This is a genomic window from Mycolicibacterium helvum, assembly GCF_010731895.1.
Taxonomy (GTDB): domain Bacteria; phylum Actinomycetota; class Actinomycetes; order Mycobacteriales; family Mycobacteriaceae; genus Mycobacterium; species Mycobacterium helvum.
In genome coordinates this window covers 1,871,145-1,894,467 of record NZ_AP022596.1, presented here as the reverse complement: position 1 = coordinate 1,894,467, position 23,323 = coordinate 1,871,145, and the positions used below count along the sequence as shown (strand labels likewise).

Annotated in this window: 19 protein-coding genes and 1 pseudogene; 6 read left to right on the top strand and 14 right to left on the bottom strand. The window is 65.7% G+C overall.

Features of this window, described 5'->3' with window-relative positions:
- Positions 1-28 precede the first annotated feature (28 nt).
- Positions 29-1,234 carry a DNA polymerase domain-containing protein gene (locus G6N38_RS08860; protein ID WP_163747191.1) on the bottom strand — a complete coding sequence of 402 codons (1,206 nt, stop codon included), beginning with the start codon at positions 1,232-1,234 and terminating at the stop codon, positions 29-31.
- Positions 1,235-1,300: 66 nt separating this feature from the next.
- On the opposite strand from G6N38_RS08860, the gene fadD2 reads away from it, so the two are divergent.
- A complete protein-coding gene (fadD2, locus tag G6N38_RS08855) occupies positions 1,301-2,980 on the top strand; it encodes a long-chain-fatty-acid--CoA ligase FadD2 (RefSeq protein WP_163747190.1) in 1,680 nt (559 codons plus the stop codon).
- A gap of 5 nt (positions 2,981-2,985) precedes the next feature.
- Here fadD2 and G6N38_RS08850 read toward each other — a convergent pair whose 3' ends face one another.
- From G6N38_RS08850 to G6N38_RS08835, 4 genes are read right to left on the bottom strand one after another with little or no spacing between them, the layout of a single operon-like run.
- Positions 2,986-5,184 (bottom strand): acyl-CoA dehydrogenase family protein, encoded by a 2,199-nt coding sequence (locus G6N38_RS08850; protein ID WP_163747189.1) that lies wholly within the window; start codon positions 5,182-5,184, stop codon positions 2,986-2,988.
- A 53-nt stretch (positions 5,185-5,237) separates the two neighbouring features.
- A complete protein-coding gene (locus G6N38_RS08845) occupies positions 5,238-6,554 on the bottom strand; it encodes an MFS transporter (protein ID WP_163747188.1) in 1,317 nt (438 codons plus the stop codon).
- Positions 6,532-7,518, bottom strand: coding sequence for a 2-hydroxyacid dehydrogenase (locus G6N38_RS08840; protein ID WP_163747187.1), 987 nt, complete (start codon positions 7,516-7,518; stop codon positions 6,532-6,534). The genes G6N38_RS08845 and G6N38_RS08840 overlap by 23 nt, the downstream gene beginning before the upstream one ends.
- On the bottom strand, positions 7,494-8,615 hold the full coding sequence (locus G6N38_RS08835) for an alpha/beta hydrolase (protein WP_163747186.1): 1,122 nt from the start codon (positions 8,613-8,615) through the stop codon (positions 7,494-7,496). Before G6N38_RS08835 ends, G6N38_RS08840 begins: the two co-directional genes overlap by 25 nt.
- A gap of 121 nt (positions 8,616-8,736) precedes the next feature.
- Between G6N38_RS08835 and G6N38_RS08830 the strand changes: the two genes are divergently transcribed.
- The gene (locus G6N38_RS08830; protein WP_163747185.1) at positions 8,737-9,315 is read left to right on the top strand and encodes a VOC family protein; all 579 of its coding nucleotides are present in this window, start codon (positions 8,737-8,739) and stop codon (positions 9,313-9,315) included.
- Here the strand turns inward: G6N38_RS08830 and G6N38_RS08825 are convergent.
- A complete protein-coding gene (locus G6N38_RS08825) occupies positions 9,312-9,932 on the bottom strand; it encodes a TetR/AcrR family transcriptional regulator (protein ID WP_163747184.1) in 621 nt (206 codons plus the stop codon). The genes G6N38_RS08830 and G6N38_RS08825 overlap by 4 nt on opposite strands.
- A gap of 83 nt (positions 9,933-10,015) precedes the next feature.
- Here G6N38_RS08825 and G6N38_RS08820 point away from each other — a divergent pair, with 83 nt between their 5' ends.
- On the top strand, positions 10,016-10,909 hold the full coding sequence (locus G6N38_RS08820; RefSeq protein WP_163747183.1) for an oxygenase MpaB family protein: 894 nt from the start codon (positions 10,016-10,018) through the stop codon (positions 10,907-10,909).
- 33 nt (positions 10,910-10,942) lie between these two features.
- Positions 10,943-11,842 (top strand): class I SAM-dependent methyltransferase, encoded by a 900-nt coding sequence (locus tag G6N38_RS08815; RefSeq protein ID WP_163747182.1) that lies wholly within the window; start codon positions 10,943-10,945, stop codon positions 11,840-11,842.
- Here G6N38_RS08815 and G6N38_RS08810 read toward each other — a convergent pair whose 3' ends face one another.
- Together G6N38_RS08810 and G6N38_RS08805 are read right to left on the bottom strand one after the other, a co-directional pair.
- A complete protein-coding gene (locus tag G6N38_RS08810) occupies positions 11,843-13,030 on the bottom strand; it encodes an alpha/beta hydrolase (RefSeq protein WP_163747181.1) in 1,188 nt (395 codons plus the stop codon). It lies immediately after the preceding gene.
- Positions 13,031-13,085: 55 nt separating this feature from the next.
- A complete protein-coding gene (locus G6N38_RS08805; protein WP_163747180.1) occupies positions 13,086-14,987 on the bottom strand; it encodes an ArnT family glycosyltransferase in 1,902 nt (633 codons plus the stop codon).
- Positions 14,988-15,016: 29 nt separating this feature from the next.
- Here G6N38_RS08805 and G6N38_RS08800 point away from each other — a divergent pair, with 29 nt between their 5' ends.
- Positions 15,017-15,784 carry a trans-aconitate 2-methyltransferase gene (locus G6N38_RS08800; protein ID WP_163747179.1) on the top strand — a complete coding sequence of 256 codons (768 nt, stop codon included), beginning with the start codon at positions 15,017-15,019 and terminating at the stop codon, positions 15,782-15,784.
- Here G6N38_RS08800 and cysC read toward each other — a convergent pair.
- The 5 genes and pseudogenes from cysC to G6N38_RS30635 form a co-directional block, all read right to left on the bottom strand.
- Complete coding sequence (gene cysC / locus G6N38_RS08795; protein ID WP_163747178.1) at positions 15,769-17,646, bottom strand: sulfate adenylyltransferase subunit CysN; 1,878 nt, start codon at positions 17,644-17,646, stop codon at positions 15,769-15,771. The two genes, G6N38_RS08800 and cysC, sit on opposite strands and share 16 nt — an antisense overlap.
- A complete protein-coding gene (gene cysD / locus G6N38_RS08790) occupies positions 17,646-18,572 on the bottom strand; it encodes a sulfate adenylyltransferase subunit CysD (RefSeq protein WP_163747177.1) in 927 nt (308 codons plus the stop codon). The genes cysC and cysD overlap by 1 nt, the downstream gene beginning before the upstream one ends.
- On the bottom strand, positions 18,569-19,372 hold the full coding sequence (stf0, locus tag G6N38_RS08785; RefSeq protein WP_163747176.1) for a trehalose 2-sulfotransferase: 804 nt from the start codon (positions 19,370-19,372) through the stop codon (positions 18,569-18,571). The genes cysD and stf0 overlap by 4 nt, the downstream gene beginning before the upstream one ends.
- 67 nt (positions 19,373-19,439) lie before the next feature.
- Positions 19,440-20,831, bottom strand: a complete 1,392-nt coding sequence (locus G6N38_RS08780) for a sulfatase family protein (RefSeq protein ID WP_163747175.1) — start codon at positions 20,829-20,831, stop codon at positions 19,440-19,442.
- Between the two features lie 163 nt (positions 20,832-20,994).
- A pseudogene (locus G6N38_RS30635) lies at positions 20,995-21,120 on the bottom strand (hypothetical protein); the annotation flags it as partial.
- Between the two features lie 39 nt (positions 21,121-21,159).
- Here G6N38_RS30635 and G6N38_RS08775 point away from each other — a divergent pair.
- Positions 21,160-21,828 (top strand): phosphatase PAP2 family protein, encoded by a 669-nt coding sequence (locus tag G6N38_RS08775; RefSeq protein WP_163747174.1) that lies wholly within the window; start codon positions 21,160-21,162, stop codon positions 21,826-21,828.
- Here G6N38_RS08775 and G6N38_RS08770 read toward each other — a convergent pair.
- Positions 21,782-23,272: a bifunctional phosphatase PAP2/diacylglycerol kinase family protein gene (locus tag G6N38_RS08770; protein WP_163747173.1), complete on the bottom strand. Its 1,491-nt coding sequence runs from the start codon at positions 23,270-23,272 to the stop codon at positions 21,782-21,784. The two genes, G6N38_RS08775 and G6N38_RS08770, sit on opposite strands and share 47 nt — an antisense overlap.
- Positions 23,273-23,323: the final 51 nt, after the last annotated feature.

Sequence of the window (23,323 nt, the reverse complement as noted above, 5' to 3'; positions counted from 1 at the left end):
TCCGCGAACTGTGCAGTGACGTGCGCGGTCAGGGTTGGCCCTGGCGACCCGAATACCCTTCCCATGGGCTGTAATCCGCGAGCAGCTCCTCCTGCGGTGGGCGTTGCGCCTCCGGCACGTGTTCGAGGTTGATCCGGATGCGATACCAGATCGAACTCGGCCCCCGCATGCCGTCGACCAGGATGTCGGTCGGGTGCAGTGCCTGCGCAACGTCCACATGGCGGGCACGCCAGACATCCAGGGCCGCCATCGCTTCATCGCGGGTCTTGGTGCGCGCGATCTCGATCAGCGGCTTGTTGCCCTTCGGCGGCTTCTCCGCCGGCCCGAGTTCGGTGGCCAGCCTCAGCAGCGCGTCCAACGAGCCGGCGGCGTCGTTCATCGATTCCCAGGGGTCGCCGCGTTCGGCGAACCGGGCCGGGACCGTCGCAATGGTGAACTCCTCGGCCCGGCAGCCGGGCACTTCGTCCCAAGTCAGAGGCGTGGACACCCGTGCGTCCGGGGTGGCCCGCACCGAGTAGGCCGATGCCACGGTGCGGTCCTTGGCGTTCTGGTTGAAGTCGACGAACACGCCCTGGCGTTGCTCTTTCCACCACTGGCTGGTGGCCAGCTCCGGTGCGCGGCGCTGGACCTCGCGGGCCACGGTCTCAGCGGCCAGCCGCACCTGCTTGAACGGCCAGCGTGGCGAGATCCGGGCATAGATGTGAAAGCCGCGCGATCCCGAGGTCTTAGGCCAGGCCGTCAGCCCGTGATCCTCGAGTACCTCGCGCGCCACCTGCGCCACGTCCAGAATCTGGGGCCAGGTGACGCCGGGCATCGGATCGAGATCGATCCGAAGCTCGTCGGGATGGTCGAGGTCGCCCGAGCGGACCGGGTGCGGATTGAGATCGACGCACCCGAGATTGACCGCCCACACCAGCCCGGCTGCATCGTGTAGTACCGCTTCCTTGGCTGACGTCCCCCTGGCGTAGCGCAGCTCGGCGACGTCGATCCAGTCGGGGCGTTTCTCGGGGGCGCGCTTCTGAAAGATCGCCTCCTCGGTGATGCCCTTGACGAACCGCTTGAGGATCATCGGCCGATCGGCAACGCCGTGCAGCGCGCCGTCGGCGACTGCCAGGTAGTAGGTGACGAGGTCCAACTTGGTCACCGGATCGCGCCCGCCGGCCGCGGGGAACACCACTTTGTCGGGATGGCTGACGCTGACCTGACGGCCCCCGATCTCCATGATGTCCGCCATCAGGCCATGGTAATTAGCCTGGCCGTTCCGTCCTGGGTGCGACCCACGTCACTTAGGGTTGGAAGCATGCCCAGTCTGATGGATCTGCCTGCCCAGGCGTTGGCCAAGGCGCAGCAGTTGGCCGAACGTGGTTCCTCTGAGCTGCACTACTTGTTCAAGATGATCGAGTCGGGCGCCTTCCGGCTCGAGCCACCGCAGAACCTCGTCTCGATGGTGTCCGACATCCGCCGCTGGGGCGAGATCGGGATGGTTCCGGCTCTCAACGCCCGCCGTACCCCAACCAAGTTGGCGATCGTCGACGACGAAGGCTCGATGACCTTCAAGGAGCTTGACGACGCCGCGCATGCGGTGGCCAACGGGCTGCTGGCGAAGGGAGTCAAGGGCGGCGACGGGGTCGCGATCCTGGCCCGTAACCATCGCTGGTTCGTGATCGCCAACTACGGTGCCGCGCGGGTCGGCGCCCGCCTCATCATGCTCAACACGGAGTTCTCCGGGCCGCAGATCAGAGACGTCTCGGAACGTGAGGGCGCCAAGCTGATCATCTACGACGACGAGTACTCCGAGGCCGTGAAGCTGGCCGAGCCGCAATTGGGCAAGCTGCGCGCACTGGGGACGAACCCCGAGGCGGAGCAGCCGTCGGGCAGCGCCGACGAAACGCTGGCCGATTTCATCGCACACCACAGCAAGGAGCCAGCGCCCAAGGTCACCAAGCGGGCGTCGGTCATCATCCTCACTAGCGGCACCACCGGCACGCCCAAGGGGGCCACGCGCAACGCACCACCGAGCTTGGCGCCGATCGGTGGGGTGCTGTCGTCGGTGCCGTTCCGCGCCGGCGAAGTCACCGCGCTGCCATCGCCGATGTTCCACGCCTTGGGCTATTTGCACGCCACCATCGCCCTGACGCTGGGTTCGACGCTGGTGCTGCATCGAAAGTTCAAGCCCGTCACCGTGCTGGAGGACATTCCCAAACACAAGGTCACCGCGATGGTCGTGGTGCCCGTGATGCTGTCGCGCATGCTCGACGCGCTGGAGAGCATGGATACCAAGCCGGACCTGTCGTCGTTGCGGATCGTGTTCGTCTCGGGCTCCCAGCTCGGCGCGGAGCTGGCCACCCGCGCGCTGAAGGATCTGGGTCCGGTGATCTACAACCTTTACGGCTCAACCGAAGTCGCGCTGGCCACCATCGCCGGGCCGAAGGACTTGCAGATGAATCCGGCCACCGTCGGTCCCGTCGTCCGAGGCGTGAAGATCAAGATTCTCGACGACAACGGCAACGAAGTGCAGCAGGGTGAGGTTGGCCGGATCTTTGTCGGCAACACCTTCCCGTTCGAGGGCTACACCGGTGGCGGTCACAAGCAGATCATCGACGGACTGATGTCCTCCGGTGACGTCGGCTATTTCGACCACAACGGATTGCTGTTCGTCAGCGGGCGCGATGACGAGATGATCGTCTCCGGCGGTGAGAACGTCTTCCCGGCCGAGGTCGAAGATCTCATCAGCGGACATCCCGACGTCGTCGAGGCAACCGCGCTCGGCGTGGACGACCCCGACTGGGGCGCGCGACTGCGCGCGTTCGTCGTGCTGCGGGAGGAAGCCGAACTCAGCGAGGAAGCGGTCAAGACCTATGTGCGCGAACACCTTGCGCGCTACAAGGTTCCACGCGAGGTGGTCTTCCTCGCCGAGCTGCCGCGTAACCCGACAGGCAAGATACTCAAGCGGGAGCTACGCCAGATCGAGCTGCAGTAGCGCCCTTAGGGGTCCCGGGGCAGGCCGAGCAGCCGCTCGGCGATGATGTTGAGCTGCACTTCCGAGGTCCCGCCGTAGATGGTGGTCGACCGGCTGCCCAGCAGCCACTGTGCCCACTTGCCCTGTAGCGCTCCGGGATCGCCGATGGCACCGTCGATTCCGAACGACGACACCGCGAACTCGGCGTAACCCTGCCCGGTGCGCATCGAGAGCAGTTTCGAGATCGCCGCCGATGGCATCGCATCGCCACCGGCCAGCGTGAGCAGGGTCGAGCGCAGGTTCAGCAGCTTGGCCGCATGACCCTCGGCGATCAGTTCACCGGCCCGGTGATGACCGATCTGATCGAAGTGACCACCAGAGACGAAATCGACGAACCCGTCGAGGTTGGCCAGGAATCCGGGCTCACTGCTTCCGATCGAAACCCGCTCCGCGGTCAGGGTATTACGGCTGACCTCCCAGCCACGGTCCACCTCGCCAAGTACCAGCTCGTCGGGGACGAAGACATCGTCGATGAACACGGTGTTGAACATCGCGTGGCCGGTGAGCTCACGTAGCGGTTTGACCTCGACCCCTGCGCTTTTCATGTCGAGCAGGAAGTAGCTGATGCCACTGTGCTTCGGCGCGCTGGGATTGGTCCGGGCGAGTAGCGCACCCCACTGTGCGTACTGTGCGCCGGTGGTCCAGATCTTCTGGCCGGTGATCCGCCAGCCGCCGTCAACCTTGACGGCCTTGGTGGTCAGGCTGGCCAGGTCGGACCCGGCGCCCGGCTCGGAAAACAGCTGGCACCAGATCATTTCGCCCCGGAAGGTCGGCGGCAGGAAGCGTTGCTTCTGCTCGTCGGTGCCGAACGCCACGATCGACGGGATCAGCCAGGCCGCGATACCCATCTGCGGACGCTTGACCTGTCCTGCGGTGAACTCCTGGGCGATCAAAATCTGTTCGATCGGGTTGGCCGCCCGGCCCCATGGCTTGGGCAGGTGCGGCTGTACCCAGCCGGCCTCGGCGATCGCCGCCTTGCGCTCCTCTCGTGGAATTGCCTTGAGCGCAGCCACTTCGGCGCGGATCTCGCTGCGCAATTGCTCAGTCTCGGGGTCGAGGTCGATGCTGATGGCTCGCATGCCCGTGCTGGTCGCGGTGTCGAACACCTTCTGCTGATACTCGTTGGCGCGCCCGAACGCCGCGACCAGACCCAGCGCGCGGCGGTAGTACACGCCTGCGTCGTGCTCCCAGGTGAAGCCGATACCGCCGTGCACCTGGATGCAGTCCTGCGTGCAGTGCTGGGCGGCGGCCGGTGCCAGGCTGGCGGCCACCGCCGCCGCGAACTCATAGGCGGTTTGTTCGTTGTTCCAAGCCTTTTCGGCGGCTTCGTCCAGTGCGCGCGCGGCATCCCAGACAGCCGCGGTGGCCCGCTCCGTGGTGGCGATCATCTCGGCGCACTTGTGCTTGATGGCCTGGAACTGGCCGATCGGGCGGCCGAACTGCTCGCGGATCTTCGCGTAAGCCGCCGCAGTGTCGGTGGCCCAGCGGGCGATGCCGACGGCCTCGGCGGACAGCAGTGTGGTGACGATCGCCCGCCCAGCCGGCTGGGACAGAGCGGATAGCACCTGCTCGCCGGTGACTTCGACGGCGTTGGCGCGTACGTGGGCCACTGGGCGCAAGAGGTCCACCGAGTTCACGGGTTCGATTTCGAGGTGGTCGGCGTCGAGGATGACCCACTCGACACCGCTGTCGATGGCGACCGGCAGAACAAGGACTGATGCTTGGGCGCCGGCGGGTACCGAGCGCGCTTCGCCTCGGATGACCAGCGTGTCGTCCTGCCGGGTAGCGGTCAACCCGGATTCCAACGCGCACGTCGCGATGAGTTCGCCGGAGGCCAGCTGGTTGAGCAGCTTGGCGTCGGGATCGTGGGCCGAGATCAGCGCACTGGCGATCGCCGACGGCACAAACGGCCCGGGTACCGCGCCATAGCCGAACTCGGCGATCACGATCGCCAGCTCCAGCAGGCCGAAGCCCTGGCCGTCCACCGCCTCCGCGAGGTGCAGGCCGTGCAGCCCCTGCTCAGCCGTGGCCTTCCAGTAGGGCGGCGGGTTGGGCACCGGCGTCTCGAGGGCCTCGTGCAGGACTTCCGCGGGTACCACCCGCGTAACCAGGGATTTCACCGAATCTGCGAGGTCGTTGTGCTCGGGTGTGATCGCGATGGGCATGGTGGGTGCCTTCCCTATTAACCGGTGGGTTGGTAGCCACGCTACCTGTCGGACTACTTGTCCCGTTGCGGGGTTGCGCGCAGGACCACCACCACGACCGCCGACACCAGCATGATGATTCCGACCGCCCACATTCCGGCCTTGTCATTGCCGGTGAACTGGTTGAGCGCACCGGTCGCGTAGGGCGCGGCGAACCCGCCAAGGTTGCCGACCGAGTTGATCAGGCCGATCCCACCTGCGGCGGCAGCACCGGTGAGGAACTGCGCGGGCAGCGCCCAGAAGCTGGGGATCGCGCTGAACACTCCCATGGCGGCGATGCTCACCGGGATCATCACCAGCAGCGGGCTGTGCAGATACAGCGCAATGGGAATCGCTAAGCCGCCCAGCCCCATTGGGATGGCAACGTGCCAGACGTGTTCGCGCTTGCGATCGGCATGACGTGACCACAGGTACATCGCGATCGCGGCGAGGGTGTAGGGCACCGCGGTGATCAAGCCGACCTGCACGATCGACAGGTGCACGCCGAACGTCTTCGTGAACCCCGTGATGATCGACGGTAGGAAGAACGCCAGAGCGTACAGCCCGTAGGCGACACCGAAGTAGACCAGTGACAGCGCCCAGATCCGCGGACTGGTGAGCGCCCGTCGCAGCGGGAAGTCGAAAGTGCCTGCAAGATCGCGCTCCTCGTCGGCCAGCACCTCCATCAGCCATTGCCGTTCGTCGGGCTGTAACCAGTGCGCGTCGGCCGGCCGGTCGGTGAGATAGAACCAGCAGGTGACGCCAAGGATGATGGCAGGCAGGCCGACGCCGATCATCATGAATTGCCACCCGGCCAACCCGAACAGGCCTTCTCCGGCTTGGATCAGCCACGCCGATACCGGCGTTCCGATCGCCGCGGCGATCGGGCTGGCCATCATGAACATGGCCACGATCCGGGCCCGGTAGGCGCCGGGGAACCAGCGGGTGAGGTAGAAGATCACCCCGGGGAACAGTCCGGCCTCGGCGACGCCGAGCAGGAACCGCAACGTCAGCAGGGTGGCGGCGTTGGGCGCGAATCCGATTGCCACCGCGACGATTCCCCACGACACTGCGATGCGGGCCAGCCACCGGCGGGCGCCGAAGCGCTCCAGAGCCAGATTGGACGGCACCTCGACCAGTACGTAGCCGATGAAAAAGATGCCCGAGGCCAGCCCGAACATGCTCGCGGTGAGTTGGAGGTGCTCGCTGATGTCGGCCTTGGCGATGCCGAGGTTGGTGCGGTCGAGGTAGTTGACGAAGTACAGCGCCATGAGAAACGGCACGACGCGGATGATGACCTTGCGCAGTGTGCGCGTCTCTAGCGACTTCTCAGTGGTGGATGCGCTTGACATCCGGCCTCCCGTTGACGACGTTGACCAGATCGCGGCCGTCGTGCAGACGACGGCAGTTGTCGACGGCCTGGATGAGGTAGCGGCGCATAGTATCGACGGTGTACCAGGTGACGTGCGGTGTCACCACGACATTGTCGAGTCCGAGTAACGGATTGTCGGGCTCGATGGGTTCTTCTGTGAACACGTCGAGTCCGGCAGCGGCGAGTCCGCCATCGCGCAGCGCGTCGACGAGTGCGGGCTCGTCGATGACACCGCCGCGAGAAGTGTTGACCAGCAACGCGTGTGGCTTCATCGCGGCCAACGCCGCCCTGTTGATCAGCTTGTCGGTGGCTGGCGTCAACGGAAGGTGCAGGCTGACGATGTCGCTCGCGGCGAGCAGATCGGGTAGCGGACGCCAGGAGTCGGTGCCGTCGTCCGCGGTGTTGGTGTGCAGGACGGTGCCGCCCATCGCGTGCACAATCTGCTCGACGCGTTTGGCGATGTTGCCGTAGCCCACCAATCCCACAGTGCAACTGCCGATATCGCGCACAGTCTCACCGAGGCTGGCGTCCGTCGGCCAGCCGCGACCCTGTCGGGTGGCGCGGTCCAGCGCGGGGAGCCGCCGCAGGGCTGCCAGCATCAGCAAGACCGCGCCTTCGGCGACCGAGGGGGCGTTAGCGCCGGGCATGTTGGCTACCGCGATGCCCAGTTCGGTCGCCACCTCGACGTCGATCGTGTTCACGCCGGCGCCGAGCTTGTGCACCAGGCGCAGCCGCGGTCCGAGGCGTAGATCCGCGCCAGACAATGGCCGCAGCACATGCCAGATCACCTCTGCCTCGGGCAGCTCGCGGCGAAGCGTCTGGTCGTCGTCTTCGTGGCACCACCGGACGTCCAACCAATCCGCTTCGGGTGCAACAATATCCAGCACGGCCTCACTGGGGAGGAAGTGCGCCAGGACTCTCACCGCCACCGTTTGGCGATCCATTTCGCGATGGTGTCGGCCTGCTCGCTGCGCGCCCCCGGGGTGGTGAAGTAGTGGTCGGTGTCGATCGAGCACTGGGTTTTGTCAGTGCTGGCGAGCGCGTCGAAGATCCGCTGGGCATCCGACGGAAAGACACCGGTGTCTTGGTCGGCGTTGATCACCAGGGAAGGGACCGTGACGCGGCGGAGGTGGGGTTCGGCGCGGGTCTGGGCGGTCTTGAGGCTCCACATGCCCAGCCAGTTGCGCAGGGTGCAGGCGCCGGCGATGCCGCGGGCGGAGCGGTTGGCTTTCACCGGCACGCCGGCGTAGCAGAGGTTGGGTTGGCGGCGGGTGGGTTCGATGGACGGGTCGACCATGCGGGGATCGGCCCAGGTCCGCATTACGGTGAACGGACGGTCGCTGAAACCGGCGGCCTGCACTCGCTTGAATTCGGTCTCGGCCCAGTCGGTGATTGCGTGGTTGCGGGCGATCTGAGCGGACCGGTAACGGGCGACGAAGTCGGGGGAGAACGGCGGACCGTTGTTCTCGTCGAACAGATCGAGTTCGGGATCGCTGGCCACCGGGTCATTTTCGTCGACGACGGCAGCGTCCATCCAGGCGGTGAGCACGTCGGGGCGGCCGGGGTGTGCGGCGCTGGCGATGTAGCCGTCGGCCGCCGGCAATTCGGTCAGCCCCGCAGCCGGCCGTGCCCCTTCCAACGGCGTGACATTGGGATCGACGGCCTGCGACTGGTAGGCCGCCATCAGTGATCCACCGCCGGAATTGCCCAGTAATACCACTGTTTCCACACCTTGAACCTCGCGCAGCCAGCGCACGCCGACGCCGATGTCGACCAGCGCATGGTCCAGCAGGAAGCTGCTCTCGAATCCCCGGAAGCGGGTGTTCCAGCCGAGAAAGCCGACACCGCGGGTAGCGAGGTAGTCGGCGAGGTAATGCTCGGAGAAGTCGATTTGGTAGTGGGTTGCGATGATGGCGACCTTGGGCTTGCGGCCCACCCCGCGGTGGTAGAGGCCCTGGCAGGGATGTCCACCAGCGCCGGCCCGCCGCGCGGTGGGGGAGGGCATCCCGATGAACTCACGAAGGACTCCGGGGGTGGGCATATCGGTGGCCTCCTCACGAGTTGATCGCTGAGGAGACGATATTCGCCAGCGTCGATGTGCACGTCTGAATCCGGTGTTAGGTTCGATTGCGAGAGTTGACCAGTATCTCTGGGGGCACGTCATGATCAAGCCGCACAACACCAACCCGGAATTCGAGCTTGGTGGTATCAACCACGTCGCGCTGGTCTGCGCCGACATGGAGCGCACGAAAGATTTCTACACAAATGTGCTGGGTATGCCGCTGATCAAGTCTCTCGACCTGCCCGACAACATGGGGCAGCACTTCTTCTTCGACGCCGGCAATGGTGACTGCGTGGCGTTCTTCTGGTTCGCCGAGGCTCCTGATGGCACGGTGGGCAACACCACGCCCGCGGCGCTGCCCGGGCTGGGCTCGATCGTCAGCGCGGTGGGGTCGATGAACCATCTCGCGTTCCATGTGCCCGCCGAGAAATTCGACGAGTACCGCCGTCGGCTCAAGGAGAAAGGTGTGCGGGTCGGGCCCGTGCTCAACCACGACAACAGCCCCCGGCAGTCCACTCGCGAGCTCCATCCCGGGGTGTACGTGCGGTCGTTCTACTTCCTGGACCCAGACGGAATCGTTCTCGAGTTTGCCTGCTGGACAAGAGAATTTACTGACAACGAGGCCACGACGCAGCCCAAGACCGCCGCCGACCGCAGGTTGCCGATACCGGCTGGCTAGTCGCGGAACAGTCGCGGCGCACCGAGATCGTCGATGATGGCGGTGAGCTGATCGACGAGCTCATCCGCGGTCAGTTTGATGGAGCCGCCCAGCCAGGCACTGATCGTCTGGCCGACCCCGCCGACGACGAAGTGCGCGAAGGCCTTGATCCGGTCGTTGGCCGGACGCTGCAACAGCGCCTCGACGTGCTGGCCCGACAGCATCGCGAACAGCGCGCCGGACTCCTGTCGCTTGCGAACCACCGTGGCATTGGACAGCTGCGAGCTGAACATGAGCCGGCCAACCCGGGGATCGAGCTCGATGGTCCGCACGATATTGGCCATCGCTGCCCGGTTCTGGGTGTCGACCGGGGCGGTGGCGACTGCCGCCTGGGTGGTGGCAGCCAGCTCGGCGACCACCCAGTCGAAAACCGCCCCCACAAATTCGTCTTTGTCGATGAAGCTCTCGTAAAAGTAGCGGGTGGCAACGCCGGCCTGCCGGCAGATGCCCCGAACGGTCAGCTCAGCCGGGTCGACGTCGCTACCCAGCAATTCCAGCCCGGCCCGCAGCAGCTGCGCCCGACGCCGGGCGAGCCGATCAGCGGCGTCAACGCCGCCATACGGGCGTGCCTGCGTCATTAGCCCATCTTGACATTGCTGTGGCCAGGGCGGCAATATTTGGAAACATTCGTTTTCAGATTTGATCCGATAGGTGGCGCACAGTGGCGATCCGCGAACCGGTCATCAATCACGTCGATCGCGCAGTGAGTGCGCCGCCGATGCCGTCGCGGCGTCGCCGCAGGCTGGGACCCGGCTTCGACGATGGGCTGATGGGTGTGGCGCTGCTGGCCGGCCCGGCGAACGTGATCATGGAGCTGGCCAGGCCCGGCGTCGGTTACGGCGTGATGGAAAGCCGGGTCGAGAGCGGCCGCGCCGACCGGCACCCGATCAAGCGGGCGCGCACGACGTTCACCTACCTTGCGGTGGCGACCAGAGGCAGCGCGGAGCAGAAGAAGGCTTACCGGCGCGCGGTCAACAAGTCGCATGCCCAGGTGCACTCCACCCCCGATAGCCCGGTGCAGTACAACGCGTTCGACAAGGACCTCCAACTCTGGGTGGCTGCCTGCCTCTACAAGGGTGGGGTCGACATCGCCCGAGTCTTCATCGGAGAGATGGACGACGAGACGGCAGACCGGCACTACCGCGACAGCATGGCGCTGGCTACCACCTTGCAGGTGCCCGCCGAGATGTGGCCGGCGGACCGGGCGGCGTTCGACCGGTACTGGCAGGAGTCGCTGGACAAGGTGCATATCGATGACACGATCCGTGAGTACCTGTACCCGTTTGCGGTATCGCGGCTGCGCGGTGTTCGGCTGCCCGGACAACAAGCCCTCGAGCGATTGAACCTGCTCATCACCACCGGATTTCTGCCGCAGCGCTTCCGCGAGGAGATGCAGCTTGAGTGGAATGCGGACAAGCAGCGCAGATTCGATCGTTTGATGGCGGGCATCCGGTTTTTCAACAACCTGACACCGCGGTTCATCCGTGAGTTCCCGTTCAATCTGCTGTTGCGGGACGTGGATTGGCGAATCCGAACTGGTCGGCCGTTGGTGTGAGCCGTGTCAGACTCTGCGCGTATCGTCGCGACGGTGCGAACTGACAACGACACCTGGGACATCACCACCAGCGTCGGCTCGACGGCGTTGTTCGTCGCGGCCGCCCGTGCACTGGAGGCGCAGAAACCCGATCCACTGGCCGTCGATCCCTTTGCGGAGACGTTCTGCCGCGCCGTCGGTGGTCCCTGGGCCGCGCTGTTGGACGGCGAGGCGCCCGAACACCCGCTGAAGTCCGCCGAGTTCGGCCAGCACTTCGTCACGTTCCAAGCCGCCCGGACCCGCTACTTCGATGCGTACTTCCGGCGGGCGGCTCAGGCTGGTGTGCGCCAGATCGTTCTGCTCGCCGCGGGCTTGGACTCCCGCGCCTATCGACTGGATTGGGCGCCCGGCACGACCATTTACGAACTCGACCAGCCGCAGGTGCTGGACTTCAAGCGCGATGCCGTCGCCGCACACGGCGCCACCGCTAAGGCCGAGCGCCGCGAGATCGCGGTCGACCTTAGAGACGACTGGCCGCAGGCATTGCGGGACGGTGGTTTTCAACCCGACCAGCCATCGGCATGGATCGCTGAAGGGCTGCTGATCTACCTACCCGCCAGCGCGCAGGAGCAGCTGTTCACCGGCATCGACGCGCTGGCCAGTTCTGGCAGCCACCTTGCCGTCGAGGAGGGCAAGCCGATGGATCGCGACGCCTTCCGCGCGAAGGTCCAGGAGGCGAAGGCCGTCGACAACGAGCGGGGTCAGTGGTGGCAGCTGGTGTACAACGAACAGCATGCTCCTGCCGCACAGTGGTTCAGCGAGCGCGGGTGGACGGCGCAGGACACGACGCTGCTGGACTACCTGAAGGCCGTCGGCCGGTCGGTCGATTCTGCGGATGGCGACGCAGCCAACATGCTGGCGAGCATCACGCTGGTCAGTGCGATCAAGAGCTAGTTAGTCCCACATGAACGGGCGCAGGAACCGATTGATGCGGCGCAGATACTCCGGCTGACTGACGTGCAGGATGTGGTTGCCCGGGAACCAGTGCAGCGCACAACGATCCCAGTGCTCCCACAGCGCCGCGGATTGCTCGGGCGGGGCCAGCCGATCGCCGAGGCCAGTGATGATGAGGCGCCGGTCGCGTGGCACTAGGGGGGCGTAGTTCAACGCGCAGTGGTACGCCGACGCGGCGGCCGAGTCCCCGCGGCTGATGGTGCCGAAGGTGCGGCCCAATTGGATCAGCTTGTTGGCCGGCCACCACTCGTCGAAGGTCCGCTCAGGTGTGACCACGGGGACATTCGGGATCACCGCTTCGAGGCGGTCGTCAGCCGAGGCGACCAGCGCTGAAGTGTAGCCGCCCAACGACATTCCGGTCAGGGCGATGCGCTCCACCCCGGTGTCACGCAACCAGTCCATCACGGAGCGGAAGTCGTGGACGGCCTGGGCCATCGTCTCGGCAAATCCGGCCATGCCCTGGGAGAAGAAGCCGTAACCGCTGAACGGGGAACCTTTTTCGGCGCGACGGCCGTGGAACGGCAGGGTGTAGAGCAAGACGTCGTATCCGGTCCGGTAGAACCACGGCAGTGAGAAGAACAACCCGTTGAACAGATAGGGCGAACCCAGGAAGCCGTGGATCACGCATAAGGTCGGCCGTGGCCCGTCGTCATGGCGCCAATGCTGGGCCCAGACGATGTTGTTGCGCTCCAGCTGTTTCCATTGCTTGCGCATCTTCGGGTGGACCGGTTCAAAGCTGCTCTCGAACCGCATGTTTCCGACGTTGCCGTGGGCGATGTACTGGGCCAACGGGTTCGCCGGGCGGGTCGACACGGTGGGCAGCACCGTGGGCGCGGGAAACGACGCCACCGGGTCTTGGCGCGCGGCGAGCTCGGCGTAGAACTCGAGGTTGCTGCGCTCCCGGTGCAGATCTGAGCGGCGGACGATGCTTTTGGCCACGGTCGGCAGCATCGAAACCCCGACCAGGGACGCGATCGCCGTGCGCAGACCGATATCGGCGACCGCCGAGGAATCCACAATGAGCCGCTGAAGTGCGGTCAGGTCGGAGCGGTCGGGTAGACCCTCATAACCGGCGTCGGCACCCGCAACATCGGGCATCGGGATGGGCATGTCGACATTCGACGTCATTGTCGCGGCCTTTCGGGTGGGCACGTCCTCCCGGGATGTTAACTGGACCGGCGTCTCACACGAGGCGATATACCGTCGCGCCGCCCACCTTCATCGGTTGGTAATGCTGTTGTACCCAGTCGGCGATCTCCCCGCCATTGCGATCGTGGCTGCGCATTCGTCCGCTCTCCACGAAATAGGCGATCTTCCCGGCGTGTACGTCATCGACGAACTGCGCCAACGTGGGCACCGGATCGCTGCTCCATCCACCGATCGCCATCACGGCTGTGCCCGAGGCGATCTCCAGCGAGGCCGCGGCCTGTGACCCCGAGGTAGCTGCAGACCACATGGTTTTGCTGGCACTGAGTAACTCGGCCAACTGCGGATCGACATTGTCGGAGCTGGCGCCCATCGTCATTGTCTTCGCGAACCGGGATCCGACCGTCGGCCATACGTCCGCGGTGTGGGCAGCATTCGGGATCGATCCGGTGTGCGGGGTGGCGGCCGTTGCGACGGAGAACATCGCGGTGCCAGTGAGGCTCGCGAACAGCGATATCACCAGCGCGAATGGCGTGAGCCTCGGCCACTTCGTCAGTGCGGCGACGAGCAGCACCACCGCTGTTACGGCAGCGGCCCCGATGAGCCAGCGTGACCACGCCGGGCCCAATCCGGCGCGGTGCAGCAAGACGATGGCCCAGCCGGCGGCGACCAGCACCATCGTCACCGCTGCCGACCTGCTCAACACCGCTGCCAGCCCGATCAGCGCGCCCGCCGCCGGGGCCAGGGCGATCGTGTAGTACGGGTGGACCATGCCGGTCATGTAGCTGAACACCACCGTGCACACGGCGAACCACACCGTCCATGTCACAAAACCGGCTGCTTCCATCCGGCTGAGCCGGCGACGGACGGCCAGATACGCACCCGCCGCGATCGCGACCACGACCGCCGGCAGCAGCCAGGAAGCCTCGTAACCCATTTCCGCAGAAAGAATTCGGAGCACCCCGGCATGGGTGCTCCACCCGCCGGGATGCCCGTGCGACACCTTGTTGCCGCCGCCGACGATGCGATCGACGCCGTTGTAGCCCAGCGCGAGATTGAGCACACTGTTGTTCGTCGACCCCCCTATGTAGGGACGCGAGTCGGCCGGCCACGCTTGGACGATCGCCACCCACCAGCCACCGGAGATCGCCAGTGCCACAGCGGCTCCCAGTAGATGCAGTACACGACGCCACCAATTCGTCGGCGCGAACAGCAGATACGCCAGACCGAAGGCCGGCAACACCATCAGTCCGGCCAACATCTTCGTCAAGAACGCCAACCCCAATGCGGCGCCGACGAGCGCGAGCCATCGCCACGACGCGCCGGGTATGGCGCGCATCAGGAAATAGGCCGCCGTGACCATCAGCAACACGAGCAGCGCGTCGGGGTTGTTGTACCGGAACATCAACGTGGCAGCGGGGGTTAGGGCCAGGACGGTGCCGGCGATCAGGCCCGCGACCGCCCCGCGGGTGGGGTCGGCGACGGCGCGGCGGACGGTGGCGCACAGCACGGCGACCGCCCCGACACCCATCAGCGCTTGGGGCGCAAGTACCGCCCAGCTGTTCATCCCGAAGAGGCGCACCGACAGGCCGGTCACCCACAATGCAGCCGGCGGCTTGTCGACGGTGATGAAGTTGTTGGGGTCCAGCGAGCCGAAGAACCACGCGGTCCAGCTCTTGGCCCCGGACTGAGCGGCTGCCGCGTAGAAGGTGTTGCCGTAGCCGTTGATCGACAGATCCCAGAGGTAGAGGGCGGCGGTAACGGTCAGCAGGCAGATCAACGCTATGGCCGGCCATCGTGCAACGGTGCGCGGGCGGGCGGTAGGCCCTGGCGCAGCGGGTGCGTCGATGAGTTGGGCGGTGGCGGTCACCGGACCACCGTGCACGACAGTGCTGACCCGGCGACGTTGCCGCAGCTGGGAACTCGCTGTGGATTTCATGATCGACGCCGATGTGGTGAAGTGGCGACATGTGGAATCCGCAAACGTATCTCAGGTTCGCCGATCAGCGCGGACGGCCGTTCTTCGATCTGCTCGCGCGCATTGGGGCCGAGTCTCCGCGTCGGGTGACGGATCTGGGCTGCGGGCCCGGCAATCTCACCGAGCAGCTTGCCCAGCGCTGGCCGGATGCCGTGCTGCAGGCCGTGGACAGTTCACCGGAGATGGTGGCCGCCGCCCGCGAGCGCGGTATCGACGCCCAGCTTTCAGACATCGCGGCGTGGACACCGCCACCGGGCACTGACGTCGTGTTCAGCAATGCGGCGTTGCAATGGATCGCCGGGCATACCGAGCTGATGGTGAGCTGGGCAGGCCTGCTGGAGCCCGGTGCCTGGATCGCGGTTCAGGTCCCCGGCAACTTCGATGCGCCGTCCCACGCGGCCATACGCCGGCTGGCCGAACAGGATCCGTGGTCAAAGGTGTTGGGTGACTTCAGGTTCCGAACCACGGACATCGTCGAAACCCCCATGCGATATGCCGAGTTGCTCACCGGCGCCGGCTGCGCGGTCGATGCCTGGGAAACGACCTACCTCCACGAACTCAGCGGAGAGAACGCGGTGTTGACGTGGATCACCGGCACCGCGCTCACCCCGGTGCGCGACCAGCTGACCGACGCTCAGTGGCAGCAGTTCCGCGGAGAACTGATCCCGCTGCTGGACGAGGCGTACCCGCCTCAACCCGACGGCCGCACGTACTTCCCGTTCCGCCGGATCTTCGTGGTCGCTCAGGTGGGCGGCTGACTTTTCTCATCGAGCACGGTGAGCACCTGTTTGACCAGGTCATCGATATCCGCCCCGGTGGTGTCGACCACCAGATCGGCGGAATCGGGTGGCTCGTAGGGGCCGTCCACGCCGGTCAACCCCGTGAGCTCACCGGCTCGTGCCCGCTTGTACAGGCCCTTGGGATCGCGCTTCTCGCACTCGCTTACCGGCGTCGCGACCCACACCTCGATGAAGGGCAGCTTGGCTGCGTTGTTCAGGGCCCGGGCGATGTCGCGGTCCGACTTCAACGGTGACACCAGCGACGCGAGAGCGATGACCCCGGAGTCGGCGAACAACCTCGTCAGGTGGCCGACTCGGCGGATGTTCTCGGCGCGGTCGCCGGCCGAGAAGCCCAGATCATCTGACAACCCGTGGCGGATGTTGTCGCCGTCGAGCAGATAAGCCACCTGGCCGGACTCGACCAGAGCACGCTCGACAGCCACCGCGAGCGTGGACTTGCCTGAGGCCGGGAGACCGGTGAACCAGATCGTCGCGCCTCGCTGTTGTGTTGCTGTCCAGCGATAGTCGCGGTCCAGCGACGACGGATGCCATTTGATGTCGTTGCGGGTTTGTTCCCCCGGCTTGACCTCGCGGGCTTCTAGGATCGTGCCGGCGCCGACGGTGTCGTTGGAATACTCGTCGATCAGGATGAACGCGCCGTTGTCGCGGTCCTCGACGTAGGGGTCGGCCACCACGATCGAACTGGTGCGCAGGGTGATCGAGCCGATGTCGTTGATGGCCAACTCAACTGGGCCGTCCAGCTCGTCGAGAGTCTCCGGATCCAGTCGCGTGTGCAAGGCCTGGACAGTGGCCCGCACAGTTCCGGTGCCTTGCTTGAGCGCAACCCGGTCCCCGGCACGCAGCGGTGTATCGGTGAACCAGCAGACAGTGGCATCGAGTTCGCGCGCCAGTGTCGGCAGGTGTGGCTCGTCGAGACCGCTGACCAAGACATCGCCGCGACCCACATCGATATCGTCGGCCAGCTCCACCGAAACCGACAGCGGCGCAACCGCTATCGTACGTTCGTCATCCAGGGCGTCAAGGGCGGTCACCACCGAGCGGGTACCGGACGGAAGTGCGACGACAGGGTCGCCGACCGTCAGCGTGCCGCCCGACAGCCGTCCGGTGTAGCGCCGGCGCTGATCGGCGGTTGGCCGGGACACCCACTGGATCGGCAGCCGAAGCCAGCTCGCCTCGGCCTGCGGTGCCGTCAGCTCCACACGCTCGAGGTAATCAAGCAGAGTTGGACCTTCGTACCACGGTGTCTCGGGGGAGCGGTGCACGACGTTGTCGCCGTGCTTGGCAGCGATCGGGATGACCGTCAGATCGAGGCCGCCAAGGCGAGAGGCCAACTGCCGCAACTGATCTTCGACTTCCCTGAACCGGTATTGGTCGAATCCGACCAGGTCGATCTTGTTGACGGCGGCCACGAAGTGCTTGATGCCGACGAGCTTGGCGATTCGGGCATGCCGTCGGGTCTGCCGGAGAACGCCTGCGCGGGCATCGACGAGCAGGATCGCCGCGTGCGCATTGGACGCACCGGTGAACATGTTGCGGGTGTAGCGCTCGTGACCGGGGGTATCCGCCAGGATGTAACTGCGGGTGTCGGTCGAAAAGAACCGGTAGGCAACATCGATCGTGATGCCCTGCTCACGTTCGGCGCGTAGACCGTCGGACAGCGCGGCCAGATCGGCGACACCTTCTTCGTCGGTGACCGCCTCAAGATGGTCGAGCGGCAGGCTGTCGGTGTCGTGCAAAAGCCTGCCGATCAGTGTGCTCTTTCCATCGTCCACCGAACCAGCGGTGGTGATCCTCAGCAGCTGACGTGTCGCCGTCGTCATCAGAAATAGCCTTCGCGTTTACGGTCTTCCATGGCGGCCGCCGACGTGCGGTCGTCGGCGCGGGTTTCGCCGCGCTCGGATACCGTCGCCGCGGAGATTTCGGTGATCACGCCGGCGATTCCTGCGGCTGTGGAACGAACGGCTCCAGTGATTGTCAGATCACCGACCGTTCGATAGCGGACCCACTCGACCGCGGAGCGTTCGTCACCCTGGGGTTGGGCGTAGTCGGACACCGCGAGCAGGATGCCGTCGCGTTCGAAGACCTCCCGTTCGTGGGCGAAGTAGATGGAGGGGATCTCGAGGTTCTCCAACTCGATGTAGCGCCAGATGTCCAGCTCGGTCCAGTTACTCAGCGGGAACACCCGAACCTGCTCGCCCTTTTTGATCCGGCCGTTGTACAGCGACCAGGGCTCGGGGCGCTGCGCTCGGGGATCCCACTGGCCGAACTCGTCGCGGAAGCTCAGAATTCGTTCTTTGGCCCGGGCCCGCTCCTCGTCGCGTCGCGCGCCGCCGAATGCGGCATCGAATCCGCCCGCCTCCAGGGCATCGAGCAGGGTGCGGGTCTGTTGGCGGTTGCGGGACTCGCCCTGACCCGGGTCGGCAACCCGGCCGGTGTCGATCGACTCCTGCACCGACGCGACGATCAGCTTGTGCCCTTCGCCATTGACCCGGCGATCGCGGAACTCGACGACTTCGTCGAAGTTGTGCCCGGTGTCCACATGCAGCACCGGGAAGGGCAGCGCTGACGGCCGAAATGCCTTCTCGGCAAGCCGCAAGAGAACAATCGAATCTTTGCCGGCCGAGAAGAGCAGCACCGGGCGTTGTAGCTCGGCAACGACTTCGCGGATGATGTGGACGGATTCGGCCTCTAACAAGCGCAATTCGTCGACGTGGGTGGTGTCCACGGTGCTTGTATCCGCGGTCATGTCGGCAGGCCCTCTCTTTCCGCGTCGGCGCGGTAGCGGTCAACCCAATCATCGGAGCGTTGATCGGCCTGGCGTTCCAGGACGGGTGCCGGTGCCAACCGGGGGTCTTCGCCCATCGCTTCGAGAACCTGCGCGACGACCTCAGTCAGATTGCGCCACAACACCGGATAGGGGACGTCGAGGTACTGGACGTCCTCTTCGAGGAACCACGTGCGCCAGCCCTCCTCCTGTGCGCGCAACATCCGCACGACATGGGCGATCGCCCCGGCGTGATACTCCGCCCTGGCATCCCGCACCGGGTCGGGGCGGCCACGCCAGACCCGGGTCTGCACCGCACGCCAGAACGACACTGCCTGCGACACCACGTCGGGGCGATAGACATGGATCAACACCGGCTCGCTGCCGACGACGTCACGGATGGCGGACAGCAAGCCCGATCCAGACCGATCCGGCAGATCCTTGGCCCGGCTGAGCAGCAGGGATGTCTGGTTCCACATCAGCTTGCCGCCCCAGATGCCGTTGGGTGTGCGGCCGACGGTCCGGATGTAGTCCCGCCAGATCTCGGCGGGAGCCAGGTCGGGCTTGCCTTCGATGATCGGGTCGAGCAGCCGCAGGATCGACTCGTCGTCGGTATCGGCGAACCACTCCCTGGGCTGCGGCGACATGCTGGTGGTGGGCAGATATTGAAAGAACTCCTGGGGCTCACCGGCCACCCCGGTAGCGCGCAACGACTCGACCAACAGCGTGCTGCCGCTGCGTTGGGAAGCGAGCACGAGGTAGGCGGTCGGCTGAGCGGACATGCGCTGAGCCTAATGGCAGTTGGACGGCGACGCCGCCGTCAGAAATATAAACTCCGAGTGACGAAAACTATTGCTGCGAACCAACTTCATCGTCGAGCCCGCGCTCCGAAGCAATGGCGGAACGGCTGGTCAGGGTCAGGCCATTAATCTGAAAGTACGTTTCGGTATAGCGGGCCGCGATCCGCGTTCCGACAAACTCAGAGGGTATGACGTCGCCGGTCTTGCGTCGCCACTCATCGAGCCGGACCGCAAGATCTTCGGCGATCTTCTCGGCTTCGCCGGTCTCGTCGGCGTCGAGCAGATTGGTCAACTCGGCGGGGTCGGCTTCCAGGTCGTACAACTCGCGTGCCGGGCGGGGCCCGCTGATGAACGGCTCGACCGCCTGGCCGGATGGGCTTTCTTCGATGTCCAGCGGCAAGTCGAGCAGTGGTCGCGGCGCGTAGTTCTCGATGTAGCTGTATTTCTTGGTGCGGATCGCCCGGATCGGATCGTAGGAGTCGTGGTAGGTCTTCTCGGTATAGACGTGATCGCGAATCTCGACCGGATTGCCTTGCTGTGCAAGAAGATTACCGGCATGGGACAGCCCTTCGATATCCCCGCCTGGGGTGATGCCGACCAGCTCCAGCAGAGTCGGTAGCAGATCCACGCCACTGAACAGCTCGTCGTAGACGAGTGGGCTGTGCTGTAGACGGCGCGGCGGGCGGATGATCGTTGCGATGCCGGTGCCGGCGTCGTAGAGGGTGGACTTCGCGCGGGGGAACGCCGGGCCGTGGTCGGTCAGGAACACCACCCACGTGTCATTGTCGAGCCGCGTTTCGGCGAGCGTGTCGAGAAGTCGGCCCACCGCGGCGTCGGCGACGGCAATCGAGCCGTAGAACTCGGCGAGGTCACCACGCACTTCTGGGGTGTCAGGCAGGAAGTCGGGGACGTCGACGTCGGCATTGTCGGCGGGTTCGTAGCGGTCGCGGGGGTAGGGGCGGTGGGTTTCGAAGAAGCCCGCGGTCAACAGGAACGGAGTGCCCCGCTCTATCGGCGCGCTTTCGGTCAGCCATTCCTGCGCCCGCTCGACGACGTACTCGCAGTACGAGTTGGATACGTCGAACTCGTCGTACCCCAACCGAACTGGGAACGACGTTTCGTGCTGCATTCCGAAAAGCGCTGAATACCAGCCATGTTCGTGCAGGATGTGGGGTAGCGTGCGGACGCCGGCGCGGTACTCGAAGCCGTGGTGGGCCAGGCCGACCAGGCCGTTGCTGTGCGGATAGCGGCCGGTGAACAGCGAGCCGCGCGAGGGGGAGCACAGCGGAGCGGTGGCATGGGAGCGGGTGAACACGATGCCCTCGGCGGCGAGCTGGTCCAGGCGTGGGCTCGACACCCCTGGATATCCGTAGACGCCCAGGCAACGGCCCAGGTCATGCCAGTGGACGATCAGCAGGTTGTCGCGGTGCGGCTGGCTCACGCGGGATGCCTCCGTTCGGTTCGTGGGGTCTAGCTTGCCCCGCCGAGTGACCGTGCCTACACCCGGCACACCGTACAAGGGTTATCCACAGCCGGAATCGATCGGCGCTAGTTACGGATTGTGCGGTACTCGCAATGTCCACCTTGTCGGTCAGCGATAGCTGGCCGCTGAACCGACGACTCACCGGGACATACTCCGCCAGATAGATGATGCCTTCGCCCTCGAACTGCTCGCGCATCTCGCGCGGAAGCTTGCCGATTCCAAACCACCGGCGCAGGAATACGGCCACCCGCAAGACCGGGCCGGATCACGTGGTACTGAAGTAGGGATGACGTCGAGAAAATCCTGGTTGGTCGCATCGGTTGTCGTCGCCGTGCTGGTGTACGCGGCGATGTGGGTCGGCTATGCCCAGAACTGGGCCTGGCTGGATACCGTCGACACTCAGTCGCTACAGACATTCCACAAGATCGGCGTGGCGCACCCGGGGTGGGTGTCGTTCTGGGACGTGTTCTGCACCGTGTTCGGGCCGAACGGATTTCGGGTGATCGCGCTCGTGCTCGTCATCGTCGCTTTGATTCGCCGTAACGTGGCGACGGCGGTGTTTCTGGTGGTCAGCATCGGGTTGATGGGGGCTCTCGCCGAGGGTGCCAAGTACCTTGCCGGCCGGCCACGACCGTCGACGGCGCTGGTGTACGGCTCGTCGACGTCGTTTCCGTCCGGGCACGCTCTGGGCGTGGTGGTCGGTGTGCTGGCCCTGCTCACGGTGCTGTGGGCCAGCCTCGCCCCCAGATGGCGGACAGCATTGGCGGTGCTGGGTGGCGTGCTGGTCGTCCTGGTCGGCTCGGCTCGGGTGGTGCTCAACGTGCACCACCCCTCCGACGTGGTGGCCGGATGGGCGCTCGGTTACCTCTACTACCTGCTGTGCCTGCGGCTGGCGCCGCCTCGCGGGATCACTTCAGTGGACGAAAGACCGGTAGCACCCGATACCGGGCAGTGAAGCTCGCGTGGTCATAGGTGTCGCCGACCTCACCGTCGCGCGCCAGCGGGGTCGGTCCGTCGACCGCCTCGAAGGAGAATTCCGGTACCTGCATCTCGTGGTAAAGAGGACTGCGTTCCAGGCGGCCCAGCACGAGTGCGGTGAGAATACGCAACCGGCTCCACCGCCGACCGGTTTCCAGGATGCGGATGTCGATGAGCCCGTCGTCCATCCGGGTGCGCCGCGACGGCGCGAAACCTGATGGGAGATATACAGAATTGCCGAGAAAGAACAACGACGTTTCGAGCGTCTTGTTGTCGTAGCGGATGCGCACCGGCGTCTCGCTGCGCAGCGTGTGCAGCATCGCGTACATGCCTGCCAGCGGTTTGCCGATCTTGTGCTCGAGCTTCTCCCGGGTGCGCACGAACCGCGGGTAGGCGCCGATGCTCGCGGTGTTGATCACCATCTGGTCGTCGTTGAGACAGACCAGATCGACATAGGACGCGCTGCCCGAGCGGATGGCCGAGACGGTGCGCTCGACAGTGTCGCAGCCGATGTCCTTGGCGAAGTGGTTGAACGTGCCGGCGGGGAAGACCGCCAGCGGCAGCCCTGCGGATACGGCCACCGCTGCCGCGGACGCCACCGTGCCGTCGCCGCCGCCCACACCGAGCACCTCGGCGCGCTCGGCGGCCGCCCGCAACACGGTCTCGGGGTCGTCGTTCTCGCCGAGTTCGACGATCTCAGCTTTCGGGAGCTTCTCGCGGACCTCGTCGATGACTCGTGCGCCGTTCCCACTGCCGGAGGCGGGGTTGACCACCAGGACGACGCCGTCGCCCTCGGGGCGCTCGGGGGTCTCGATGGTCAGCGGCTCGGTTGTCGGCAACTTGGCCGGCACGATGGGTGGCACCAGCCGGCCGCCCAGCACCGCGATCGCGGCCCCGATACCGAAGCCGGCGAACACGTCGCCGGGATAGTGCGCCCCCGTGGCCACACGCGACAGACCCACCAGGCCCGCCAGCAGCGCCAGACCCAGCCCCAGCGGCGGATTCTCCAGGCCCACCCCCACGGCGAAGGCGGCCGCACTGGCCGAGTGTCCGGACGGCAGCGAGTTCGAGGTCGGCATCCTGCGGGCCTGCCGCACCAGCGGCACCCTGGTGGTGTTGGGCCGGGGGCGCTTCCACGCGCGTTTAGCGACCTGATTGGTCACCAGGCTGGTGACGGCCAGGGTGACCACCCCGCGGCCGGCACCGCGCCGTGCCGAGGGAGATCCCGTCGCGGCCAGGGCAGCGGCGATGGCGAACCACAGCTTGGAGTGATCGGCGGCGCGGGTCAGGAGTGGCATCGCCTTGTCGAGCAGTGCGGTCGGTGATTCGGCGACTGCCTCGAACACCTCGCGGTCCAGCGTCCCCAGCCCGCCGGTGATCTGTCGGATGCCCTGACCCTCGAGCAAGCTTCGCGATGTCATCAACCCAACGTAGCCGCGTAGGGACTTCGGCTCGCCAGCCGACACCGGCTT

Bases quoted from the DNA above. Each gene is read 5' to 3' on its own strand.
- G6N38_RS08850 (WP_163747189.1), bottom strand. From the start codon at position 5,184: ATGCCCATCGCGATCACACCCGAGCACAACGACCTCGCAGATTCGGTG.
- G6N38_RS08800 (WP_163747179.1), top strand. From the start codon at position 15,017: ATGTGGAATCCGCAAACGTATCTCAGGTTCGCCGATCAGCGCGGACGG.
- G6N38_RS08775 (WP_163747174.1), top strand. From the start codon at position 21,160: ATGACGTCGAGAAAATCCTGGTTGGTCGCATCGGTTGTCGTCGCCGTG.
- cysD (WP_163747177.1), bottom strand. From the start codon at position 18,572: ATGACCGCGGATACAAGCACCGTGGACACCACCCACGTCGACGAATTG.
- cysC (WP_163747178.1), bottom strand. From the start codon at position 17,646: ATGACGACGGCGACACGTCAGCTGCTGAGGATCACCACCGCTGGTTCG.
- G6N38_RS08770 (WP_163747173.1), bottom strand. From the start codon at position 23,272: ATGACATCGCGAAGCTTGCTCGAGGGTCAGGGCATCCGACAGATCACC.
- G6N38_RS08840 (WP_163747187.1), bottom strand. From the start codon at position 7,518: ATGGATCGCCAAACGGTGGCGGTGAGAGTCCTGGCGCACTTCCTCCCC.
- G6N38_RS08810 (WP_163747181.1), bottom strand. From the start codon at position 13,030: ATGACGTCGAATGTCGACATGCCCATCCCGATGCCCGATGTTGCGGGT.
- G6N38_RS08805 (WP_163747180.1), bottom strand. From the start codon at position 14,987: ATGAAATCCACAGCGAGTTCCCAGCTGCGGCAACGTCGCCGGGTCAGC.
- G6N38_RS08845 (WP_163747188.1), bottom strand. From the start codon at position 6,554: ATGTCAAGCGCATCCACCACTGAGAAGTCGCTAGAGACGCGCACACTG.
- G6N38_RS08825 (WP_163747184.1), bottom strand. From the start codon at position 9,932: ATGACGCAGGCACGCCCGTATGGCGGCGTTGACGCCGCTGATCGGCTC.
- G6N38_RS08835 (WP_163747186.1), bottom strand. From the start codon at position 8,615: ATGCCCACCCCCGGAGTCCTTCGTGAGTTCATCGGGATGCCCTCCCCC.
- stf0 (WP_163747176.1), bottom strand. From the start codon at position 19,372: ATGTCCGCTCAGCCGACCGCCTACCTCGTGCTCGCTTCCCAACGCAGC.
- G6N38_RS08830 (WP_163747185.1), top strand. From the start codon at position 8,737: ATGATCAAGCCGCACAACACCAACCCGGAATTCGAGCTTGGTGGTATC.
- G6N38_RS08860 (WP_163747191.1), bottom strand. From the start codon at position 1,234: ATGGCGGACATCATGGAGATCGGGGGCCGTCAGGTCAGCGTCAGCCAT.
- fadD2 (WP_163747190.1), top strand. From the start codon at position 1,301: ATGCCCAGTCTGATGGATCTGCCTGCCCAGGCGTTGGCCAAGGCGCAG.